Below are 19770 nucleotides of genomic sequence, written 5' to 3'. Positions count from 1 at the left end.
TACTCCTCTCTTTTTTATTTTGTAGAGTATATAGAAAGTTCGGAAAATGTGCAAGAAAAGAGGTGTCATAATCCTATGACACCTTACTTTTATCATCCCATTCTTAACAAGTGCTGCAGGCGAAGCCTGAGAGAGCTTATTCATAACGAGTATCGTGCATAAAGCGTTCGATATCTCGTTTATGCAGCGTTTTTACCGTCTACTGTCGGCTCCACATAGGCTTTTCCGGCAAGCCGATCCTTTAAGCCCTGTATCTCATATTCCGTAAAATCATAGTCCCGAAGCATATTCATCGCGCCTTCCTGTAAGGCTTTCTTCGAAACATCTTTGGATCCGGAAATGGATTCCATCATGCCGATAACATCTTCTTCAATCAGCTTATACTGCTTTGTGCCTTTTTTCACATGGAAGAAATTCGTATAGCTTTCCATATAGTCCGCCTTGATTTCTTTTGCATCGGCACCAGCTAAGGACTCTAAGAATACGGCCATAAAGCCTGTTCTGTCCTTTCCTTCCGTACAATGGAAAAGATAAGGACCGTCATGCTCCAGGATAAACCTTGCCCCGTCCGTAATGCCTTTTCTGAACTCTACCGCACGGAAATTTAGCCCGAGATTTAAAAGCGCCACATTTCCGCTGTCTAAAAGACTCTTATAATACGGAGACTGAAAATCTTCTTTGGAAAGATAGGTGTCAATATTTTTCTGACTGTCCGCCAGGTTCACAACCGTCTTGATGCCGTGCTTTTCCATAAGCTTATTCGCAATTGCCGCACGACCGAGCTCATTGTTTATGGGACTGGAAGAACGGTAGAGAACGCCCTTTTTGATGCCGGTAGTCTTGATATTTCTAAAGTTCGCAAAGATTTCGTCACTGGCATAATCTGCCCTGTTGTTACTCCTTGTCAGTTTTCGGATAGCGTACTGTTCAAGATAAGCTCCCTTTTTCTGCAGGAAAAGCCTTACCTTTGTACCCTTATCCGCCTTTGCTACCTGATTTAATTTTCCATAGTTAATGCAAAGCGCAATCTTTTCTTTTCCGGGATAAGCACGAACGAGAGGATCCCCTGCATTGACCAGATATCCGTCTACATAAGGTGCGTAGAAGGAATAGCCGTTATCCATTTGTACGGAAACCATATCTCCGAGTGTAAAGCCCAGAGCATTAAAGTCGGAAATGGAAATGTCCGTCTCCAAGTGGCCGTATTTCTCTACACTTTCCACCGTTCCGGAAACGCTCGGCTTTGGAAGAGTCGCTTCTTTAGCAAGTTTTTCCCGAACAGCCGTCATTTCTTCTTTGCTCATGCCGTGTGCTGCCAAAAATTCTTCCGCTGCAAGCTTTAAATCCGTGCTCTTCGGATCCTTTCCCTTTGCCATTTTCTTTAAGGACTGGTAGAGGTTGCTGTTGAAAATTCTTGTATATTTCTCACTGTTTTCCTCTACGCCGAAGAAATTCTCGAAGCTTAACATATAATCTTTTTCCAGCTCGGATAGGTCTGAGCCCATAAAGGCGGAAACGATAGCTGTTGCAAAACCGGCTCTGTCCTTTCCTTCCGTACAATGAATAAGATACGGCCCCTCATGTTGACTTAAGAAACGAAGTCCTTCCACAAGCTTATTGCCAAAGTCCTCGCTGTCCAAATCCACGCCCATGTTCAGGTAAATCACATTTCCCTTATCCATCAAGCTCTTGTAATAGGGGGAGGCAAAACCGTCCTTCTTCGTAAGAGCCTTCGCCTCTTCCTCACTGTCCGCAAGGTTTAGAACCGTCTGAATCCCGAAGGCTTCACAGAGCTTATCCGCATAGGCCGCTCTTCCGAATTGATTGTCAATGGGATTGGAGCTTCGGTATAAAATGCCGAGAGGCATCCCTTTTCCGACAACCGCCCGGAAGTTAGCAAATACGCTATCGGAGGAGTAGTCCGCACGATTATTGGTTCTCGTAAGCTTTCGAATCATGAGCTCGTCCTGATAGCCACCCTTTTCCTTTAAAGAAAACCGAAGTTCATCCCCTACGGAAACATTGTAATTCTTCGCAAAATTTCCCATATTGATGGCTACAAGCAGTCTCTTCTTCCCTGTATCATCGCGGAATAAGAGTTTTCCCGTATCCACATCACTGTAAGAGGTACAAAGGGGAAGGATAAGCTCCTCATCCTTCAGCTTTAGGCTCAAGAGATCTCCTACTTGATAGCCCGCCTGATAGAGCCTTTCCTCCGATAAATCAAGGACCACATTCCCGAATTTCTCCACTTCCGTAACCTTCGCGTTCAGCGTTTCCGCGGTAGATTCCGCAGTGCCGGAGACAGTGGCAAGCAGAGTCGGAGACGCCATCGGCATCCTGATTCCGGCAAAAGCCTCCAATTGCACTAAAATAAGGCTACAGAGTAAAAATATCCATAGCCCGGGTTTCCACTTCTTCACATGCATAGCTCTTCCTCCTTTTATAAAGATAACTGCATATCCTAAGGAACTTAGGATAAATGTACAAAATAAACTATTCTTTTCCTAATCTATAGAGTATTATACCGTATTTATTCTTCAAGAAGAAGTGCCGCAGTTTGAAGTAGTGAAAAGAAGTTTTTAATCTTATTGCTCTTTTACATATTGTTGAACGGCATCGCATACATATTGTGCTGTTCCATCTCCAAACTGATCTAAGTTGTTTTTGAATTCTTTATTCTGAACATATCCATAAGCGATGCTTGAAAATACATCTATTGGGCAATCAAATGCATATCTGCATAAATGTTTATGAAGTTCTTCCGCTAATTGTATATTTTCTTGCGCCGTGGCACTCAATCCATTTGACTTATTTTCAGAAAAAGCAAAGAATATTCTATTAAATCCATCGGTTATTTCTTGTTCTTTTCCTTTTTGTTTTTGAATTGTCTCTTCAATCACTTCTCGGCCATAGAGGTCTATAGCAGCTTGCTTATATTTTTGATTATCTTGATAGCTAAACCCTTTAAATTTCTCTTTTGTAGGCATGGAAACCTTCCTTTCTTCTGATTCTATTGTCTTTTCCAATGTTTCTATCAAAGTTAGGAGCTTTTGTTTTTCTTTTTGCATTAATTTGAGCTGAGCCTTTAGATGATTTAGTACTTCCCCATCCTCTTTTTTTAACAATTCTTTTATCTTCTTTAAGGAAAATCCCAAGTACTTATAGAACAATATCATTTGCAGGAATGATATATCCTCCTCGGAATAATACCTATAACCATTTTCTTTTTTTGAGGAGACAGTAACCCAATCTCATCATAATGATGTAAAGTGCGCACCGATACACCACTAATTTCACTAACATATTTGATCAAATACATCTAATCACCTCCCAACAAGGAAGACTATAAGCTATTACATTACGTTATAGTCAATAGCTTTTTTCTAACTTCGAAAAATTTTTTGTATTACAGTTTAAAGAGGAATAGATGTAAAATCGAAACTATAGAACTTACGCAATCGGTTTATAATGAGAAGTTACGCTTTACGAGCGATAGTCGTTATGAATAAAAAAGAGACTGTAAAAATTAAAGCAGTGCTATTTATTGCTATGCAGGTTTGCTGCGGGACAATCTGAGCCCGTGGGTACTTGCGAAAAACAAATGAAATGCAGTTTTTCGCTTAGTATCCCCTACGAAAGGACAAACATTTCTTCAGAAAAGTTGTCCTGTACAAGACCAACTTCTTTAAGAAGTTGCTTTGCAAAGCAAAGTGAGCAGTAGTCAACAAGACTACTGCTCAGTCAGGCGAGGTTAGCGAGAGCGTGTCCCGTATTTTTCCAGGATATAGTCCATATCCTTGTCTCCTCTTCCGGAGAGGTTGATGAGGATGGAGCCCTTGTTCATCGTCTTTGCAAGCTTCATGCCATACGCCACGGCATGAGAGCTTTCTATCGCCGGAATGATGCCCTCCATTCTGGAAAGGGTGAAAAATGCATCAATCGTTTCATCATCGGTTACCACATCATACTTTACTCTTCCGATATCATGTAAGAAGGCGTGCTCCGGACCGGAGGACGGATAATCGAGACCGCTCGCTACGGAATATACCGGTGCCGGCTCTCCCTTTTCATCCTTTAACATAATGCTGTTAAAGCCGTGCATAATTCCTTCTTCTCCGTAGGTAAGGCTTGCCGCATGATCTCCGAGTGCGGTGCCTCTTCCCAAGGGTTCTACGCCGTAAATCGTCACCGGATCATTTAAGAATCCGGAGAAAAGTCCCATGGCGTTCGATCCGCCTCCCACGCAGGCTACGATAGCGTCCGGAAGCTCTCCGGTCATATCAAGGAACTGCTCTCTTGCCTCGATTCCCACTACACTCTGGAAATCTCTCACCATCATGGGGAAGGGATGCGGTCCCACTACGGATCCGATACAGTAAATGGCATCCTTATATTCCTTCATGTACGCGAGGAATGCGGCATCCACCGCCTCTTTCAGCGTGGCGAGACCATCATTTACCTCTACTACTCTTGCACCGAGAATCTTCATTCTGGCTACATTCGGTGCCTGCTTCTTGATGTCTACCGCACCCATGTAAATGTCGCACTCCATGCCGAAGTATGCTGCTGCGGTAGCCAGAGCCACACCGTGCTGTCCTGCACCGGTCTCTGCAATAACCTTCTTTTTTCCCATGTATTTCGCAAGAAGCACCTCACCCATGCAGTGGTTTAGCTTGTGGGCACCGGTATGATTTAAATCCTCACGCTTCACATAAAGCTGTACACCGGTATTGATTTTCTCGGAGAGTCTCTCCAAGTGAGAAATGGGAGTCGGTCTACCTTGGAACTCCTTACGAATTCGTCTCAACTCCGCAATAAACTTTCTGGACTTGGAAATGGTTTCATAGGCATGGTTAATTTCCTCCATGGCCTTCTTTAATTCCTCGGGAATATACGCTCCGCCGTACTTTCCAAAATAGCCGTTTGCATCCGGGTAGTTCTTTAAATAAGTCTCAAAATCCACATTGTTAAGCTGCATAATTCTTTCCTCCTTTTTCTTCCCCGCCTTTTTCCGGGGTCGGTAAATGTGATGTTCTTTACCAAGGAGATGATAGTATTTACGGAATCGTTCGCACTGCGTGCTTTTTCGATTCCTGCCTGACATTCGCACTCCCAAAGCACTTCTGTGCTTCTTCGTGCTCATGTCAGGGGCGATCCGGAAAAGTTTTTAATGTTCTTTGTAAGCAAGCTTACAGAACATCGTAAACTTTTCCGTCTCGGTAAATACAAAAAGTCCCCGGCAAAGAAAGTTTCTTTGCCAAGGACGAATAAACAAATAATCTATCCGCGGTGCCACCTTGATTCACAGCTTACGCTGCGCCGCTTAGCAGGATACCAACATATCCCCGGGAACTCACGTATCCCTACACGTTGCAGAATACTCCGGAAAAATCCGTTTCCCTGCACCCTCAGTGGTCCATTTGACAATTTGTTTCTTACCCGATTCTCAGCATCGCGGGTTCTCTGTAAAGGCATCGTTGCCGTTATCTCCACCTCAACGGTTTACAATATTCAGTTGTTGAGAACGGATTTTACACGGAAGTATAAGAGCTGTCAAGCAAAATAATCTTACGAATATTAATCATCTGTATATTTCTCCCAGATAAGCTAATGCCTCTTGCATTTCAAATGGCAATAACAACTGTATAAATGGAATATTTTCCATTCTGATTTCTTCCATAAATCTGATTATATTTTCACGCACAATACCATTCGTTTCGATTTTATTATCTCTACGAGCTATCTGTAGAAGCCGAAAAACATCATATTTATGTTTTTTCAAATCTCGTTCATTCACATGTTCACCTCTTGCTTTTTTGTCCTTCAGATCCAGCCAAGCATACATCTTAAATGGAATCAGATGCTCCGTATCAAGAACACTTATTCCCGAAACAACCCTTCTTCCGGTGAGCATAAATTTATAGTAGTCATCATTGAGCAAAATTGCAGAAAGGCTTGAAGTATCTTCATCAATATGTATCGGAATAATTCCATCTGGAATAAAATTGATATAATTAGGCTCTCTGGAAAACAGTTCTATCATAGCAGGGTAACCGGAGCGCGGTTCAGTAAATCTGTAGAAATGTGCCTTTTCACTGTTTTTCCAGCCAAAGCGATATCCCCCCTCCATGATAAACTCCCAGAATATATGAGCAAATTCCTTGTACCTTGCTTCCATAATCAAAATCATATCAATATCTTTTGTCGCCCTAAAATCTGTCCCTGCCTCCGTCATAAGTATATCGCATGCAGTTCCGCCAATTACCGTATAGCAATCAGCATAATCCTTGAATTTTTCTATGAAGCTGTTTATTTCTGTCCCCATATCTGCCCCTCCAAATATTCCTCGACTGCCTCTTCAATTCTTTCATCTGCATTTCCGTCAAAGCAATTTGACAGAGAAACAGGATCCACAATTCCATCATTTGCAAACATTGCCGGATTATATTTCCACAGCTCAAGACAGAGCGACTTCTCTTCTGTTATCCATTTTGGATCAATCTCTTTTATATTATCTGCTTTAAAATCCGCTTTATATACAGCCCGAACCGGTATTTTGGGTTCATTTAACATAGTTACCTTTGCAAGAGCCGATTCCCCGGAATATACATATTCGCTATATCTATTTTTAGTTTCCGTTATCAATATACGTTGAATGGGGTTGATTAGATATGGCTTCGCTTTTTTATAAAGTGCAAAGCCTGATATATCAGTTCTCATGTAGTATTCTTTACCGTGCATTTCCTGGGATATAAGTCCCATTGCAGCCAGTTGCTCACTTGCCCTTGTAATAGAAGTCCTAGTGACCCCTATAGCAGTCGCAGCATCTTTTTTCATTACAGCCTGTCCTTTGCTTTTATAGAACATATAGAGAAAAAGCAGCTGTGTTACCGGCATCATTTTATCCCGTCTAGTCTCTTTCTCTTTCTTAAATGTATTATTCAGCATCATGCCAAGAAACGGTAAATATAGTTGACCATTATCCGTGATAAATGGAATATTCCTTTCAAGTAGCTTATCACGCTGTAATTTAGTTACTGCAGAAAATCCGAAAACTATCGGGATGCCATATTTATCAGATAAAAATGACAACTGCTTCTCCAAAGCAACAATCCCAAACCTCTCTTCTTTCGAAAGGTACACAAAAAGAAAGGCGGTCTCTTTATATGACATCCTAAAAAAGCTTCTCTGTGCTGTCATAAACACAGGAAGCCCTTTAGTATTTATTTCCTCAGCTTGAAAGTTCAAGCCAAAAATATTCTTATTTAAGATTTCCATGGATTTAACCTCGATAACTATTTTTATTAAATAATAACAGAGTCTATGTTATTATTCAATAAAAATATATTATTATTGGATATCCTCTAAATTTTTCCATCTCTTTATTAGACATTTGAGATATCGCATGCTTACAATCAATACTCGCTAAGAATAAAAAATGCAACTAACGGATTATTCTCCGGAAGCTGCATCTTACTTTATTCTATATTGCTTTTTTCTATATTGTTTTTTTATTCACTTAGTTAAACGCATCATCGATTACCTTCTTCAAGGTATCGGCAGAAGCTTGAAGTGCCTCTTTCTCTTCTTCACTTAAATCAATTGGCACCACTCTCTCCACACCCTGTCTTCCGACAATCGCCGGAACACTTAAGGAGACGTCGGATATCCCGTATTCTCCATGCTGCATGCTGGAAACGGGCAGGATAGACTTCTCATCACGAATAATCGCCTCACAAATTCTTCGAACGGACATCGCGATTCCGTAATAAGTTGCCTTTTTCTTCGCAATAATCTCGTAGGCACTGTTCTTCACATCCTCCGCAATCCGCTTCATGGAGGCATCATGCTCCAAGTGACCGCGCAGCTCGCAGAAATCATTTAGAGGAATACCGGAAACATTCGCACTGCTCCAAGCGGCAATCTCACTGTCTCCGTGCTCTCCGATAATAAAGGCATGGACAGAACGGTTATCAATGGACAAATGCTCTCCCAAAAGATACTTCAGTCTGGCGGTATCGAGTACCGTTCCTGAACCGAAGACTCTGTTCTCCGGAAAACCGCTGAGCTTCACCGACACATACGTTAAAATGTCCACCGGATTTGCCACAATGAGTAAGATTCCCTCATACTTTCTCTTGGCAATCTCCGGTATAATACTCTTGAAAATCCCTACATTTTTCTTGACCAAGTCAAGCCTTGTTTCTCCCGGCTTCTGCCCGGCGCCTGCAGTGATCACGATGATGGAGCAGTCCATCAAATCATCATAATCTCCGGCATAAATCTTCATGGGCTTAGCAAAAGGAAGTCCGTGACTGATATCGAGTGCTTCTCCCTCCGCCCTTTCCCTATCCACATCATTTAAAACGATTTCTGAAAAAAGACCGCTTTGCATGAGGGCAAAGGCGGAACTGGAACCCACAAAACCACAACCGATAACCCCCACTTTTCTTTCCTGAATATTCATCTCTTCTCCTTTCCCTTTCTTCTCTATCTTTATCATCTGCTTTGATTCTTTTGTCAAAGCTTCAAGCTCCCTTATTTTAGTTGATTGTAGTGGAAAGCATGGAATAAAACAGAATCATGGAAGATGAAACGTTTTTGTCATACAGTCCCACTAGGAGTTAGTATACACTAAATTTACTTTTTTTGCTTGTTATTTTTTTAATCCTTACCTTGTTCCTTTATCCGGCTCAACTCTTCCAAGACTCTCCGCTTTTTCTCTTGATATTCCGTAAAATGCTCCATATAAGAGCGGAAGTCCTTTCCGTTATCCACCCTTTCAAGCCTTCCGTTCCCGAAGAGAATTTTAGAAGAACTTCCCGCGCCAACTCCGAAAACCGTATGCTTTTCTTCCATCATAAAAATATTATAGAGGCACTCCTTCCCTTCCTTACTGAACCCGATATTTTCCAGATTTCCCGCCATATTTTTTTGACGATAAAGATAATAAGGATATAAGGATAATTCTTCCGCAGTCTGCATGGCGGAAAGCATCATCCACTCCATCTCAGATCGGCTCTCTCGTTTCCTCCAAGAGGGAATATAAGAGAGGGAAAAATCTCTTTCCAGCGGAAATTCCTCGGAAGAAGCCCCTGCCTGATAGGCTCCTCTGTACTTGTTTTCCTCTGTCTTTAACTTTGCGGCACGCTTCACCGCAAGGGAGTGTACCGTCAAATTCTCCGGAGCAAGCTCCCGAATCTTGAGTAAGCTTTCTTCCACATCGGAAAGCCTCTCCGAGGGAAGCCCCAGAATAAGATCCATATTGATGTTGTCAAAACCCAAATCTCTTGCTTCATAAAAACGCTCCATCACGGATTCTATGCTGTGTTTCCTGCCGATTAAGTCCAGAGTTTCCTGCCGAAATGTCTGCGGGTTAATGGAAATGCGCCCCACGCTGTGCGCCTTTAAAAGAGCCAGTTTATTGCCCTCCAGAGAATCCGGTCTTCCCGCCTCTACCGTGTATTCCAAAACTTTTGCGTAAGGAGAGGATAAAAGTTTTTGCTCTACCAGAACCAGGAGGTCTTCCAGCTCTTTTTCCGGAAGAGCCGTCGGCGTTCCTCCGCCGATATAGATACTTTGCAGGGTTTTTCCCCGTCTTTCTCCCATTTCATAGAGCGCAAAATCCAGCTCTTCGGAAACTTTTTCAAGGTAATCCGAAATACGGTCTGAAAAGGGGCCTATTGGGGAAGATAAGAACGAGCAATAAGCACATTTACTGGGACAAAAAGGAATATGAATGTAAATGCTGAAACCGTCTTGAATCTTAACACCGCTTCGTTCCTCCGCTTTTTGTAAAATCCCTTTTTCCCGTGAAGCCAAAAAGTGAAGAAGCTCCGCCTTCTCTCCTTCCAGGCAATATTCATCCTTTAAGGCCTGATAAAATCTTATTTCTTCCTGTTCAGTCTGTATTTCTTCATTTTTCAATTCTTCCAAGAGTTTGCCTGCAAGAGAGACCGGGCGAATCCCCGTTAAATCCCCCCAGGGCAGACTTCGCCCGCATTTTTTCTGCAGAATCTTATAAAGATAAGCTTTAACCGTAGATTTGTCTTTTGTGCGATTGCCGATAAAAGAAAGCTTAGCACCACGTAAATCCAAGGACAGATGGAAAAAAGAAGGGTCGGAAATCCCCTCCTCCGTCAGAATTCGATTTTGCTTTTCCGTATCTTTCCGTTTTAAACTCTTCTTGTTTACGGGAACAGCAGACTTTTGCTCTTTCGCACGCTTTAAGGCATTCTTCTCCTCCTGCGTAGTCTCCATAAGACGTACGCCCTCCGGCGTATGCATCTGGAAATCCTCTCCCGGATAAAAGGCTTTACAAAGCTCCCGAATATCACTCTCAAACGGAAGGAGAGCCTCATCTAAGAAAATCTGAATCAAAGTTTTTCCTTTCCCTATTATCTTCTGTCCTACTTAAAACATGCTCTTCCTTACATTACTCTCCAGAAGTTTATTAAAGCCAATCCAACCGTTTCCTTCCTTGGCCTTTCCCGACTTCTCACCCTGCTCAATAAATTCTCTCATAGTCTGGAGCTTCGCGTCAGTATTGTCCGCAAAGGCAAGGGCCAGAGCTTCCATGGTAGCGGGCTTTTTCGGAGAACCGAATTCCAGCTCTCCATGATGGGAAAGGATGCAATGCAAAAATTCCGAGCGAAGCGCTGTCGGAAAATCGGGAATCAAAGCAATTTTCTCGGAAAGCATGGTGTAGCCAATCATGATATGGCCAAGAAGCTGTCCTTCATCAGAATAATCATTTCTCGGAAATTCACTGAGTTCCTTCATTTTTCCGATATCATGGCAAAGTGCTGCGGAAATCAAGATATCCCTGTTCAAATCCGGATATTGCTCCGCATAGAAACGGCACAGCTTCGCAACGGACAAAGTGTGCTCGAGGAGTCCTCCCACATAGCTGTGATGCACTGTTTTTGCTGCGGAATGGAAGGAAAATTCCTGTAAAAATTCTTTATCCTCCACAAAGATACTTTCCAGAAGTTTTTTCAGAAAAGGATTGTCCAAAGCGGAAACCATGCCGAGCAGCTCTTTCTTCATTTCCTCTCTGTCTCGTTTGGAAACCGGTAAGAAATCTTCCGGAAAGAAGCTGCCTTCTCTTGCCACGGAAAGACGCTGAATACTCAATTGATTGACTCCGTTATAGATGGCGACATTCCCTTCCACATAGACATAATCTAAGGGGGAGAATTCGGAAATCCCCGGAGAAAAAGGATCCCAGACCTTGGCGTCAATCGTCCCGGTCCTGTCCTGCAGGGTCACATTCAGGTATTCTTTTCCATTTTTCGTGAGTGCCGTGTTCTTTGTTTTTACCAAATATACATTATTCACTCTTGTGCCATCCCTGAAATTCTCGATAAAGCGATTAGGGTTAGGGATATGTTCACTCATAAAACTTCCTTCCTACCTTGTCCCGAGCGGACAAGAAAACTCCATTTCCACATACTGATTTCCGTTATTGCGAAGGAGGCTGATTTGAAAAGGATTTCCGGGACTTTCTTTCAGTAAGGCTGCCTGCAGGTCTTTTACCCCTGTAAGTTCCTCTCCGTTCGCCTTTTTTATAACATCTCCCGCCTGCACACCGGCAGCATAGGCAGGGCTTCCCTCTTCCACTTCGGAAATAAAGATTCCTTCCGGAATGCCTAATTCTATCATACTTTTACTCGTATTTTGTATCTTCAAGCCCAAATAAGCCAAAGTTTTTCCGTTACTGAGATGTTCCAGCATGTCCAAACAATCGGAAATTCCCGTCATATGTGGAAAACTGCCCTGCTTTCCCGAACAAAATCCCACAAACTCCCCTGCAGTATTAAGGTAAAATACATTTCCTTCTCCCTCTTTCGGCCCTTGTACGGCAATGTCCTCTCTAAAGCCGTCCACAGCCGGTACATCATAAGAAAGATAAGAAGCATAGGTTATTTCCGTCGAATACAGTTCCCCGCTTGGCGAACCGATTCCGATTAAGGTTTCTCCTCTTTGAATGAGACGGGAATTTCCTCTCGGCATCACACTGAGCCTTTCCATATCTTTTTCCGTAAAGGCGGAAAGCGGAACCGAAAGAATCATCACCCCGTCCTTTTTACTCGAAGATAAGAGCCTTCCCTCTACTTCCTTCTCACGGAAGAAACGAATTCGATAGGCTTCTTCTCCCTTTCCGCTTCCCAAATACAGAATCAGCAAACTATCGGCGGTTTTTTCTAAAATAATTCCATTCCCCCTCGTTTTTCCTTCCGTAAGTAAATCCTCTCCTCCGGTAGAAACCTCAACATCCACCAGTGATTTTTCCCCTTCTTGGATGATGCTTTTTAAATTTCCCATCATGCTTTCATAGGCGGAAATCGGGAAATCAAATTTCTGAATCTCGGACTGTACCACATCCTCTATTGCCTCGGTTTCTTCCGTGCTGCTTTCCGCTTCCGTACTTGCCTCTTCCGTAAAGGCTACTGTTTCCTTTTCTTTCCCTTCCTTCTTTACCGGAAGGTGAGGAACTAGAAAAAACAGGACTAAAAAAATGCCCAAGCCGAAAACTCCACCGGAAAAAAGAAGGGATAGAGCTTTTACAGTCCTCTTTTTCCAGCTTACCTTCTGTCCAACGATCTTTTCTTTGATGAAATTTTTTTCGTCCAAGGATTATGCCTCCTCTTTTAACGAGATAGGGAGTGTAAAGCTAAACTCGGTACCCACTCCCTCTGTGGATATGCAATCTATGTGCTCCTTATGTGCACTGATAATCCCTTTTACAATGGAAAGACCAAGTCCGGTACCCCTCTTATCCTTTCCCCTTGAAAGATCCGTCTTATAAAAACGCTCCCAAATTTTCTGAGTATCCTTCTTGGGAATTCCGATTCCCTGATCCTTAATTGAAGTAAATACCTTTGTCCCCTTTTTTTCCGTTCGGATACAAATCTCTGTTCCTTCTTTGGAAAACTTCACCGCATTGTCAATCAGGTTATAAAGAACCTGTTGTATTTTCGGATAATCACCGTAGACCATTTCCTTCTTTTCCGCAAAGATAAGAGAGAATTGTAAGCTTTTCTTGGCACATTGCATTTCAAAACTGCTGCAAACCTGCCGTATCATCCGATTGATATCAAAATTGCTGCGGTTCAGCATGCCTTCCTCATCCAGTTTATTTAAACTCAGCATAGACTGCGTCAGCTTGCTTAAGCGATCCGTTTCCGCAATGAGTCGTTCCAGATATTTTTCTTCCATATCCCGCGGAATCGTACCGTCCAGCATCGCTTCCAAATATCCTTTTATGGAAGTCAGCGGGGAGCGAAAGTCATGAGAAACATTGGCAATAAATTGTCGTTGATAATCATCCGACTTCTGAATTTCCTCCGCCATGTAATTCAACGTATCCGCAAGATAGCCCATCTCATCTCGCCCGGAAACCATAATACGATGCTGATATTCTCCTCCTGCATAACATACCGCTCCCGCCGTAATTTTCCTTAAAGGACGATACACGAAGGTGTAAAACACCCCAAAGATGGAAAGAGAAAAAAAGAATATGGCCAGCAAAAGGACAAAGAAAATATCGATGATATCCGCCTTTCTCTGTTCAATCTCCGACAAGGGCAGCAAAAGATACAAATACGCAATATTCTGAAAATTTCGTTGAATCGGAGCCTTGGCAACAAGCATGGTCTCCGTCAAAAGACCTTGGAAATTCTCGGTATAATAAATTTTTTCTCCATTTTTTGTAGGATCAAAATTCCGGATTTCCTCACCCTGAATATTTTCCCTTCCTTGAAAGGCAAGAATCTTTCCCTTAGGGCTTACCAATGTCCAACCCAAAGCTTTCCGCTGAATACTACCTTCCATTTCTGCGGTGATTTTACCGATGGATAAACTTCCGTATTCTTCCTTGGAATAATAGTTTGCAAGTCTTGTCACTTCTTGGTATAAAGTCGTCCCCTCTCTATTGTAAAAATAGCGTTGAACCAGTCTCCCGCCATATAGATACATAAAAAAGAGGGAAAGAAGGAAGAAAATGGAATAACCCAGTAAAAATTTAATGAATAATCGCCTTCTCAAGCTCTTCACCCTACCCTGAATTTATAACCAATGCCCCAAACCGTGGAAATTTCCCATTCTTCCCCACCGGGAAGCTTCTCCCTTAAACGTTTAATATGAACATCCACCGTGCGGGAATCCCCGGCAAATTCATAGCCCCAGATATGATCCAAAAGCTGTTCTCTGGTAAAGACTTGATTCGGATAGCTTGCCAAAAAGTAGAGAAGTTCCAATTCCTTAGGCGGCATATCTACCGTTTTTCCCTTATAGTGGACGGCATAGTTCGTTAAATTCACAACCAAATCGGAATAGGAGATGTGTTTTCCCTTTTGCAGTTGCTCTTCTCCGGCTCCATTGTCTGTTGTCTCCCGAGAGGCTGATTTTCTTCCCGGTTGGAAGCGACGAAGAACCGCTTTCACTCTTGCTACAAGTTCCTTCGTGTCAAAAGGCTTTAAGATATAATCATCCGCTCCAAGCTCCAGCCCCAGTACCTTATCAAAGGTTTCTCCCTTTGCGGAAAGCATGATAATGGGAACATCTGAACTTGCCCGAATCCGTCTACAAACCTCATAGCCGTCGATTCCCGGAAGCATCAGATCCAAAATCAACAGGTCCGCCCCCTCTTTTTCATAAAGACTCAGCGCCGCTTCCCCGTCTTCCGCAATCTTTGTGGAAAAGCATTCCTTCTCAAGATAGAGAGAAATCAACTCCGCAATGGAGCTGTCATCATCCACAATCATGATTCTTTGCTTTTCTGCCACAGTACCTCCTTTACAATTTCGCCATTCTGACAATGCTATCTACGAAACAATTTCGCCATTCTGACAATGCTGTCTACAAAACAATTTCGTCGTTATAACAAATCTGTCTACAAAACAATGCTGCCGGTCTAACGATTCTATTTCTTAAAATAGATAATCGTTACTCCGTCAGACCCCTCACCATATTCTCCCAGTCTGAAGGATTCAATATGCTTATTCTTCTTTGCACAGTCATGCACCATTTTCCGAAGTGCACCGGTTCCTCTTCCATGAACCACTCTGACCTGCGGAAGCTTGGCAAGAAAAGCATCATCCAAGTATTTATTCAGCTCTGGAAGCGCATCCGCTGTCATTTTTCCAATCAAATTGATTTCAGGGGAAATGCCCATCGCCTTGGACCTTCCGAGTCCTGCTGTCTTTCCTTGATTTCGAACGGGGGCTTCCTTTTCCTTATGCTGGATAAATTCCACCTCTTTTGCCGAAACCTTAGTCCGAAGCATGCCGGCACTCACCGTAAACATTCCGTTCTTATCCGGAAGCTCGGTAACGGTTCCCACGACATTATGCATATTGAGCAGTCTGACCTTGTCCCCAAGCTTAAGGTTTTTCAGAGAAATGGTCTGCATCGGCCCCTTTACGCTTTGTCCGGAAAAGGCCTGCGTCTCTTCCATCTTCTTTTTCAGTTTACTGCGAATCTGCTCCACTTCCAGCGAGCTTCCTCCGCCGTTTTCACGCTTTCTGATTTCCTTTACAATGCTGTCTGCCGTTTCCTTCGCATCGGAAAGAATCTTCGCCGCCTCTTCCCTTGCGCGATTCAGGATTTTCTCTCTGCCTTTCTCAATGCCCTTTGTGGACTCTCTCGCCCTGGCTTTCAGACGCTCCACTTCTTCCTTATACTGCTCGATTTCCAGTCTTTCCCGCTCGGCGAGTCTCTTACTGTCCTCCAAGTCCGAAATCAGATCTTCAAAATGCAGGTCCTCTTCTCCGATACGGCCTCTGGCGTCCTCAATGATTTTCTCGCTTAGGCCGAGCTTCTTTGCAATCGCAAAAGCATTGGACTTACCGGGCACGCCAATAAGCAGACGGTAGGTCGGGCGAAGGCTTTCCACATCAAACTCGCAGGCGGCATTTTCCACTCCCTCCGTGGACAATGCATAGAGCTTAATCTCCGCATAGTGGGTCGTCGCAAGCGTAGTCACTCCTCTTTCATAGAGCTCATGCAGAATACCGAGTGCCAGCGCCGCCCCTTCCGTGGGGTCCGTACCGGCTCCCAGCTCATCAAAAAGACAGAGGCAGTCGGAATCCGCCTCCGAAAGGATTTTTACCGTATTCGTCATATGAGCGGAAAAGGTGGAAAGGCTCTGCTCAATACTTTGCTCATCCCCGATATCCGCATAAATTTCCTTAAAAACCGTGATGGAAGAACCCTGAAAGGCCGGAATCAGAAGCCCCGCCTGTCCCATTAACTGCAAAAGCCCGAGGGTCTTTAAGCAGACCGTTTTTCCGCCAGTATTCGGACCGGTAATCACCAAAAGCCGGAAAGCTTCTCCGATATGAATGGAAATCGGGACAACCTTATCCTTCGGAATCAAAGGATGCCGTGCATCCAAAAGCTTCAACTTTTTTTCTTTCTCTAAGCCAGGTCTGACCCCGTCCATCTTCTTTCCCAGCTTTGCCTTCGCAAAAACGAAGTCCAAGTGAGAAAGAAGCTCCAGATTCCTTTCTAAAACCGGAAGATTCGGAGACAGCTTAAGACTGAGAGAAAGTAAAATCTTCTCCACCTCCTCTTTTTCCAGCGAAAAGAGCTCACTCAGATTGTTTTCGAGCTGTACAATGCTTAAGGGCTCCATAAAGAGCGTAACACCCGTGCTGCTCTCATCATGGACTATGCCGTGAAAAGCATTTTTATACTCCGCCTTTACCGGAAAAACATGGCGACCGTTTCTAAGGGTAATAACCCCCTCCTGCAACATGGATCGCTTATCGTTTAAAATCCGGTTCAACTCCTCCGTGATTTTTCCCTCTATTCCCTTTTCTTTTCTTCGGATATCGGAAAGCTCTTTACTGGCATCATCAAAGAGACGTTCCTCCGACTCGATTGAGCGGGCAAGCTCACGTCTGATTTCCTCTAAGGAATCTATTTCCTCAAAATAAGCACGTAGGCTGTCTTCTATTTCTCCGCCCTGCTCCTTTACTTTTTTACTGCTTTCGAGCATTCTTGCCACTTGGTACAGTTCGAATACGGAAAGAGAAGCCCCGAGTTGCAGTCTCGGAAAATAGGGGCGTATATCCATTATCCCCCGAAAGGAGATCGGCCCCTTTACCCGAATGCGGCTCTCCGCCTCTTCCGTTTCTAAAAGATTCCGCTCCACCTCATAAAAATCGGAGGAAGGAAGGAGCGCCTCCGCCCTCTCCTTTCCGAGAGAGGACTCCGCTTCCTCAATAAGCATGGCAATAATCTTTGTATATTCTATTGTTTTTAGAACCTTCTGATTCATTTTCTTACTTTCTATTTAGTCTTTTTCGAGCATCAGTCTTGCACAACCGTAGATTCCCGCATCGTTTCCGAGTGTTGCCAGCACAAGTTCCGCCTTTTTCTCTAAAATCGGCGTGTACTCTTCATAGTGCTTCCGAATAAGGTCAAGCAGGAACGTTCCCGCCTTCGACACACCGCCGCCGATAACGAAAATCTCCGGATCGGCAACCATGGAAACCTGTGCAAGCACAATCCCCAAGGAACGCATACTTAAGTCAAGGCTTAAGTACGCAAGCTGATCTCCCTCTTTTGCCGCATCACAGACAATCTTCGCCGTCAAAGCCTTTCCATAGATGCGTAGAGAAGAAGGCTCTCTAAACATCCTTAAGAAACGCTCCGCCTCCTTCACGATTCCTGTCGCGGAAGCCACCTGCTCAAGGCAACCCATTCCGCCGCAGGCACAACGCTCACCCTCTACCTCTCTAACATGGATATGTCCGATTTCCGCTCCGGCACCGTGTGCACCGGCCACAATTTTCCCGTTTAAAATAAGGCCGCCGCCGACTCCCGTTCCTAGAGTGACCATCATCATATTTTGATAGCCTCTACCGCCGCCCTGCCACATTTCTCCCAGAGCGGCTACATTGGCATCATTTCCCACCGCACAGGGAATTCTGCCCCCCATGAGTTCCCGCATAATCCGGGCGGGATAAATGTCTTTCCAGCCCAAATTTACCGCCACTCTGACATGGCCGTCCGGTTCAACCGGCCCCGGTACACCAATGCCGATTCCCGTGATATCCTCATAGGCAATGGTCTTTTCCTCCAAGTGCTTCTTCAGTTCTTCCGCCACATCGGGAAGAATATACTTTCCGTTTTCCGCCTTTCGGGTCATGACTTCCCACTTATCCAGAAGTACCCCGTTATAAGTGAAGATTCCACACTTTACCGTTGTTCCTCCTACATCAATTCCCACGCAATATTGATTCATGTCCGTCCCCCTCTATTGTATTCTCTTTCATAATGAATCTCTTCATTTCAATACTCTATTATTTTGTACTTTATTGTCTTGTACTCTATTGTTTTGTACTTTATTGTTTTGCACTCTATAGTGTGACACTCTATGATGTGACACTCTATGGTGTAACACTCAATCGTAGGGCGTTCTACTGTATTCTGACCCGTTCCACCTTATTCGGAAAGCAGAGCATAAGTTCCGTTCCTCCAAGATTAAAATCAGACGCGGAACGGAGATAGTATAAACTGTCCTCCGTGGTTCCATTATAACGTAGACGACCGCTAAAGTCATAAACCTGATATGTTTTCTCTTGATATAGGAAAATCTTATCTCCGCTGATTTCCATTTTACTTCCCATATAGGAAATCGGCTTATCAAAAAGTCTTTCTCCGCTCTTACGGAAAAGAAGCAGACGATAATTCCCCTTGTCCGCATCCTTTGTGTTATCCGCGAATACGGCAAGATAACTGTCATTATAGCAAATCATCCGGATTGTTCCTTCTATCCCTTCCTGTTTTTTTCTTCCGGACTCGTCTTCACTCTTGTCGAGAAAAAACTCAAGCCGCCGTTATAAGCGACGAAGCTCTCCTCATTGGTAAAAAAATGTACTCTCCCCACTATTTTTCCGGAAAAATTGTCTGTAAAGCCGCCTACCACTCGATCCGCTCCGACATTTTTTCCCAAGGAAGAAAAGTTATAGAAAACCACCCTGCTTTTTAAAACGGATTGCTCCAAATAGGAAAATGCTACTAAAAGTTCCTCTCCGTCTTTCGATGTGGAAAAGTCCATCGGGAAACCGTCTCCGCTCATTACGGAACGTATACCGATGTCCAAGTTTCTCCCCTCTTTGGAAAACACGGTGATATACGTACTGTCCTTGTCCGATAGCAGAGCATACACCACACCCTTTCCGGAAATAGAAAGCTTTTCAATGGGAAGGGGACTTTCTCCCTGTCCTACCAAACCGGATGTCGACAGAATAAAAAGTTTGGATCCGCTTTTCTCTCCGATAGCCATAAAGTCTCCATTAATCGAAACCACCGGACTTCCCATTTCATAAGCCTGATTCCAGATGAGCTTTCCCGTCTTGGAAAGATAGGATGCCCCGTCCTTGGAGAGCTTTACTACACCGTCTGCAAAAGAAAAATATTCTTGGGAACTGCCCTCTTTATCTGAAAAAGCCGTTGTCCAGCGGGTAGAAATACGAGAAAAGCGTCTCTTACTGTAAAAGAAAAAAAGAAGTCCCAAGAAGAAAAGCAGAAGAAAGACAAGCGGTAAAGAAAGCTTCCTTCGAATCGATGCCCTGCTTCTCCCTTCTTGCTCTTCCTCCTCCGTATTTTCTTTTTCTCCGAAAATGACATTCTCTTTTAATTTTCTTTTGCGAGATTCTCTTTCCTGATCCGACACCTTTATAACCTCTCTATCTCCCGGTCGTAAGCAATACCGGAAAATATCTTCCATCGATTTTTACATCGCCTCATAAA

The 19770-nt window shown here is 43.7% G+C and carries 13 protein-coding genes and 2 pseudogenes; all 15 read right to left on the bottom strand.

Features of this window, described 5'->3' with window-relative positions; all coding sequences use genetic code 11:
- Nucleotides 1-179: 179 nt before the first annotated feature.
- Nucleotides 180-2429, bottom strand: coding sequence for a tyrosine-protein phosphatase (locus HMPREF9124_RS04375; protein ID WP_009428499.1), 2250 nt, complete (start codon nt 2427-2429; stop codon nt 180-182).
- A 159-nt stretch (nt 2430-2588) separates the two neighbouring features.
- On the bottom strand, nt 2589-3128 hold the full coding sequence (locus tag HMPREF9124_RS04370; RefSeq protein WP_334290663.1) for a TipAS antibiotic-recognition domain-containing protein: 540 nt from the start codon (nt 3126-3128) through the stop codon (nt 2589-2591).
- 48 nt (nt 3129-3176) lie between these two features.
- A pseudogene (locus HMPREF9124_RS12835) lies at nt 3177-3322 on the bottom strand (MerR family DNA-binding transcriptional regulator); the annotation flags it as partial.
- Nucleotides 3323-3754: 432 nt separating this feature from the next.
- The gene (gene trpB / locus HMPREF9124_RS04365; protein WP_036597979.1) at nt 3755-4966 is read right to left on the bottom strand and encodes a tryptophan synthase subunit beta; all 1212 of its coding nucleotides are present in this window, start codon (nt 4964-4966) and stop codon (nt 3755-3757) included.
- A gap of 618 nt (nt 4967-5584) precedes the next feature.
- On the bottom strand, nt 5585-6328 hold the full coding sequence (locus HMPREF9124_RS04360; RefSeq protein ID WP_009428669.1) for a hypothetical protein: 744 nt from the start codon (nt 6326-6328) through the stop codon (nt 5585-5587).
- Nucleotides 6313-7281, bottom strand: coding sequence for a hypothetical protein (locus HMPREF9124_RS04355; RefSeq protein ID WP_009427989.1), 969 nt, complete (start codon nt 7279-7281; stop codon nt 6313-6315). Before HMPREF9124_RS04355 ends, HMPREF9124_RS04360 begins: the two co-directional genes overlap by 16 nt.
- A gap of 241 nt (nt 7282-7522) precedes the next feature.
- A complete protein-coding gene (locus tag HMPREF9124_RS04350; RefSeq protein ID WP_036597977.1) occupies nt 7523-8470 on the bottom strand; it encodes an L-lactate dehydrogenase in 948 nt (315 codons plus the stop codon).
- Between the two features lie 197 nt (nt 8471-8667).
- Nucleotides 8668-10383 carry a coproporphyrinogen dehydrogenase HemZ gene (gene hemZ / locus HMPREF9124_RS04345; protein WP_009428842.1) on the bottom strand — a complete coding sequence of 572 codons (1716 nt, stop codon included), beginning with the start codon at nt 10381-10383 and terminating at the stop codon, nt 8668-8670.
- A 33-nt stretch (nt 10384-10416) separates the two neighbouring features.
- Nucleotides 10417-11403 carry a 3'-5' exoribonuclease YhaM family protein gene (locus tag HMPREF9124_RS04340; protein ID WP_009429231.1) on the bottom strand — a complete coding sequence of 329 codons (987 nt, stop codon included), beginning with the start codon at nt 11401-11403 and terminating at the stop codon, nt 10417-10419.
- 12 nt (nt 11404-11415) lie between these two features.
- Entirely contained in the window at nt 11416-12639 is a 1224-nt protein-coding gene (locus tag HMPREF9124_RS04335; protein WP_009429858.1) for a PDZ domain-containing protein, read from the bottom strand.
- Between the two features lie 3 nt (nt 12640-12642).
- The gene (locus HMPREF9124_RS04330) at nt 12643-14052 is read right to left on the bottom strand and encodes a sensor histidine kinase (RefSeq protein ID WP_009427758.1); all 1410 of its coding nucleotides are present in this window, start codon (nt 14050-14052) and stop codon (nt 12643-12645) included.
- A 5-nt stretch (nt 14053-14057) separates the two neighbouring features.
- Entirely contained in the window at nt 14058-14792 is a 735-nt protein-coding gene (locus HMPREF9124_RS04325; protein WP_009428508.1) for a response regulator transcription factor, read from the bottom strand.
- 137 nt (nt 14793-14929) lie between these two features.
- Nucleotides 14930-17290, bottom strand: a complete 2361-nt coding sequence (locus HMPREF9124_RS04320; RefSeq protein ID WP_009429552.1) for an endonuclease MutS2 — start codon at nt 17288-17290, stop codon at nt 14930-14932.
- Nucleotides 17291-17305: 15 nt separating this feature from the next.
- Entirely contained in the window at nt 17306-18259 is a 954-nt protein-coding gene (locus HMPREF9124_RS04315; protein WP_009429970.1) for an ROK family glucokinase, read from the bottom strand.
- Between the two features lie 175 nt (nt 18260-18434).
- A pseudogene (locus tag HMPREF9124_RS04310) lies at nt 18435-19747 on the bottom strand (DUF5711 family protein).
- Nucleotides 19748-19770 lie beyond the last annotated feature (23 nt).

Origin of the sequence: Oribacterium sp. oral taxon 108 str. F0425, assembly GCF_000214455.1 — a bacterium.
Lineage (GTDB): Bacteria > Bacillota > Clostridia > Lachnospirales > Lachnospiraceae > Oribacterium > Oribacterium asaccharolyticum.
The sequence above is the reverse complement of the archived record's forward strand: the minus strand, read 5'-3'. Positions and strand labels throughout refer to the sequence as shown.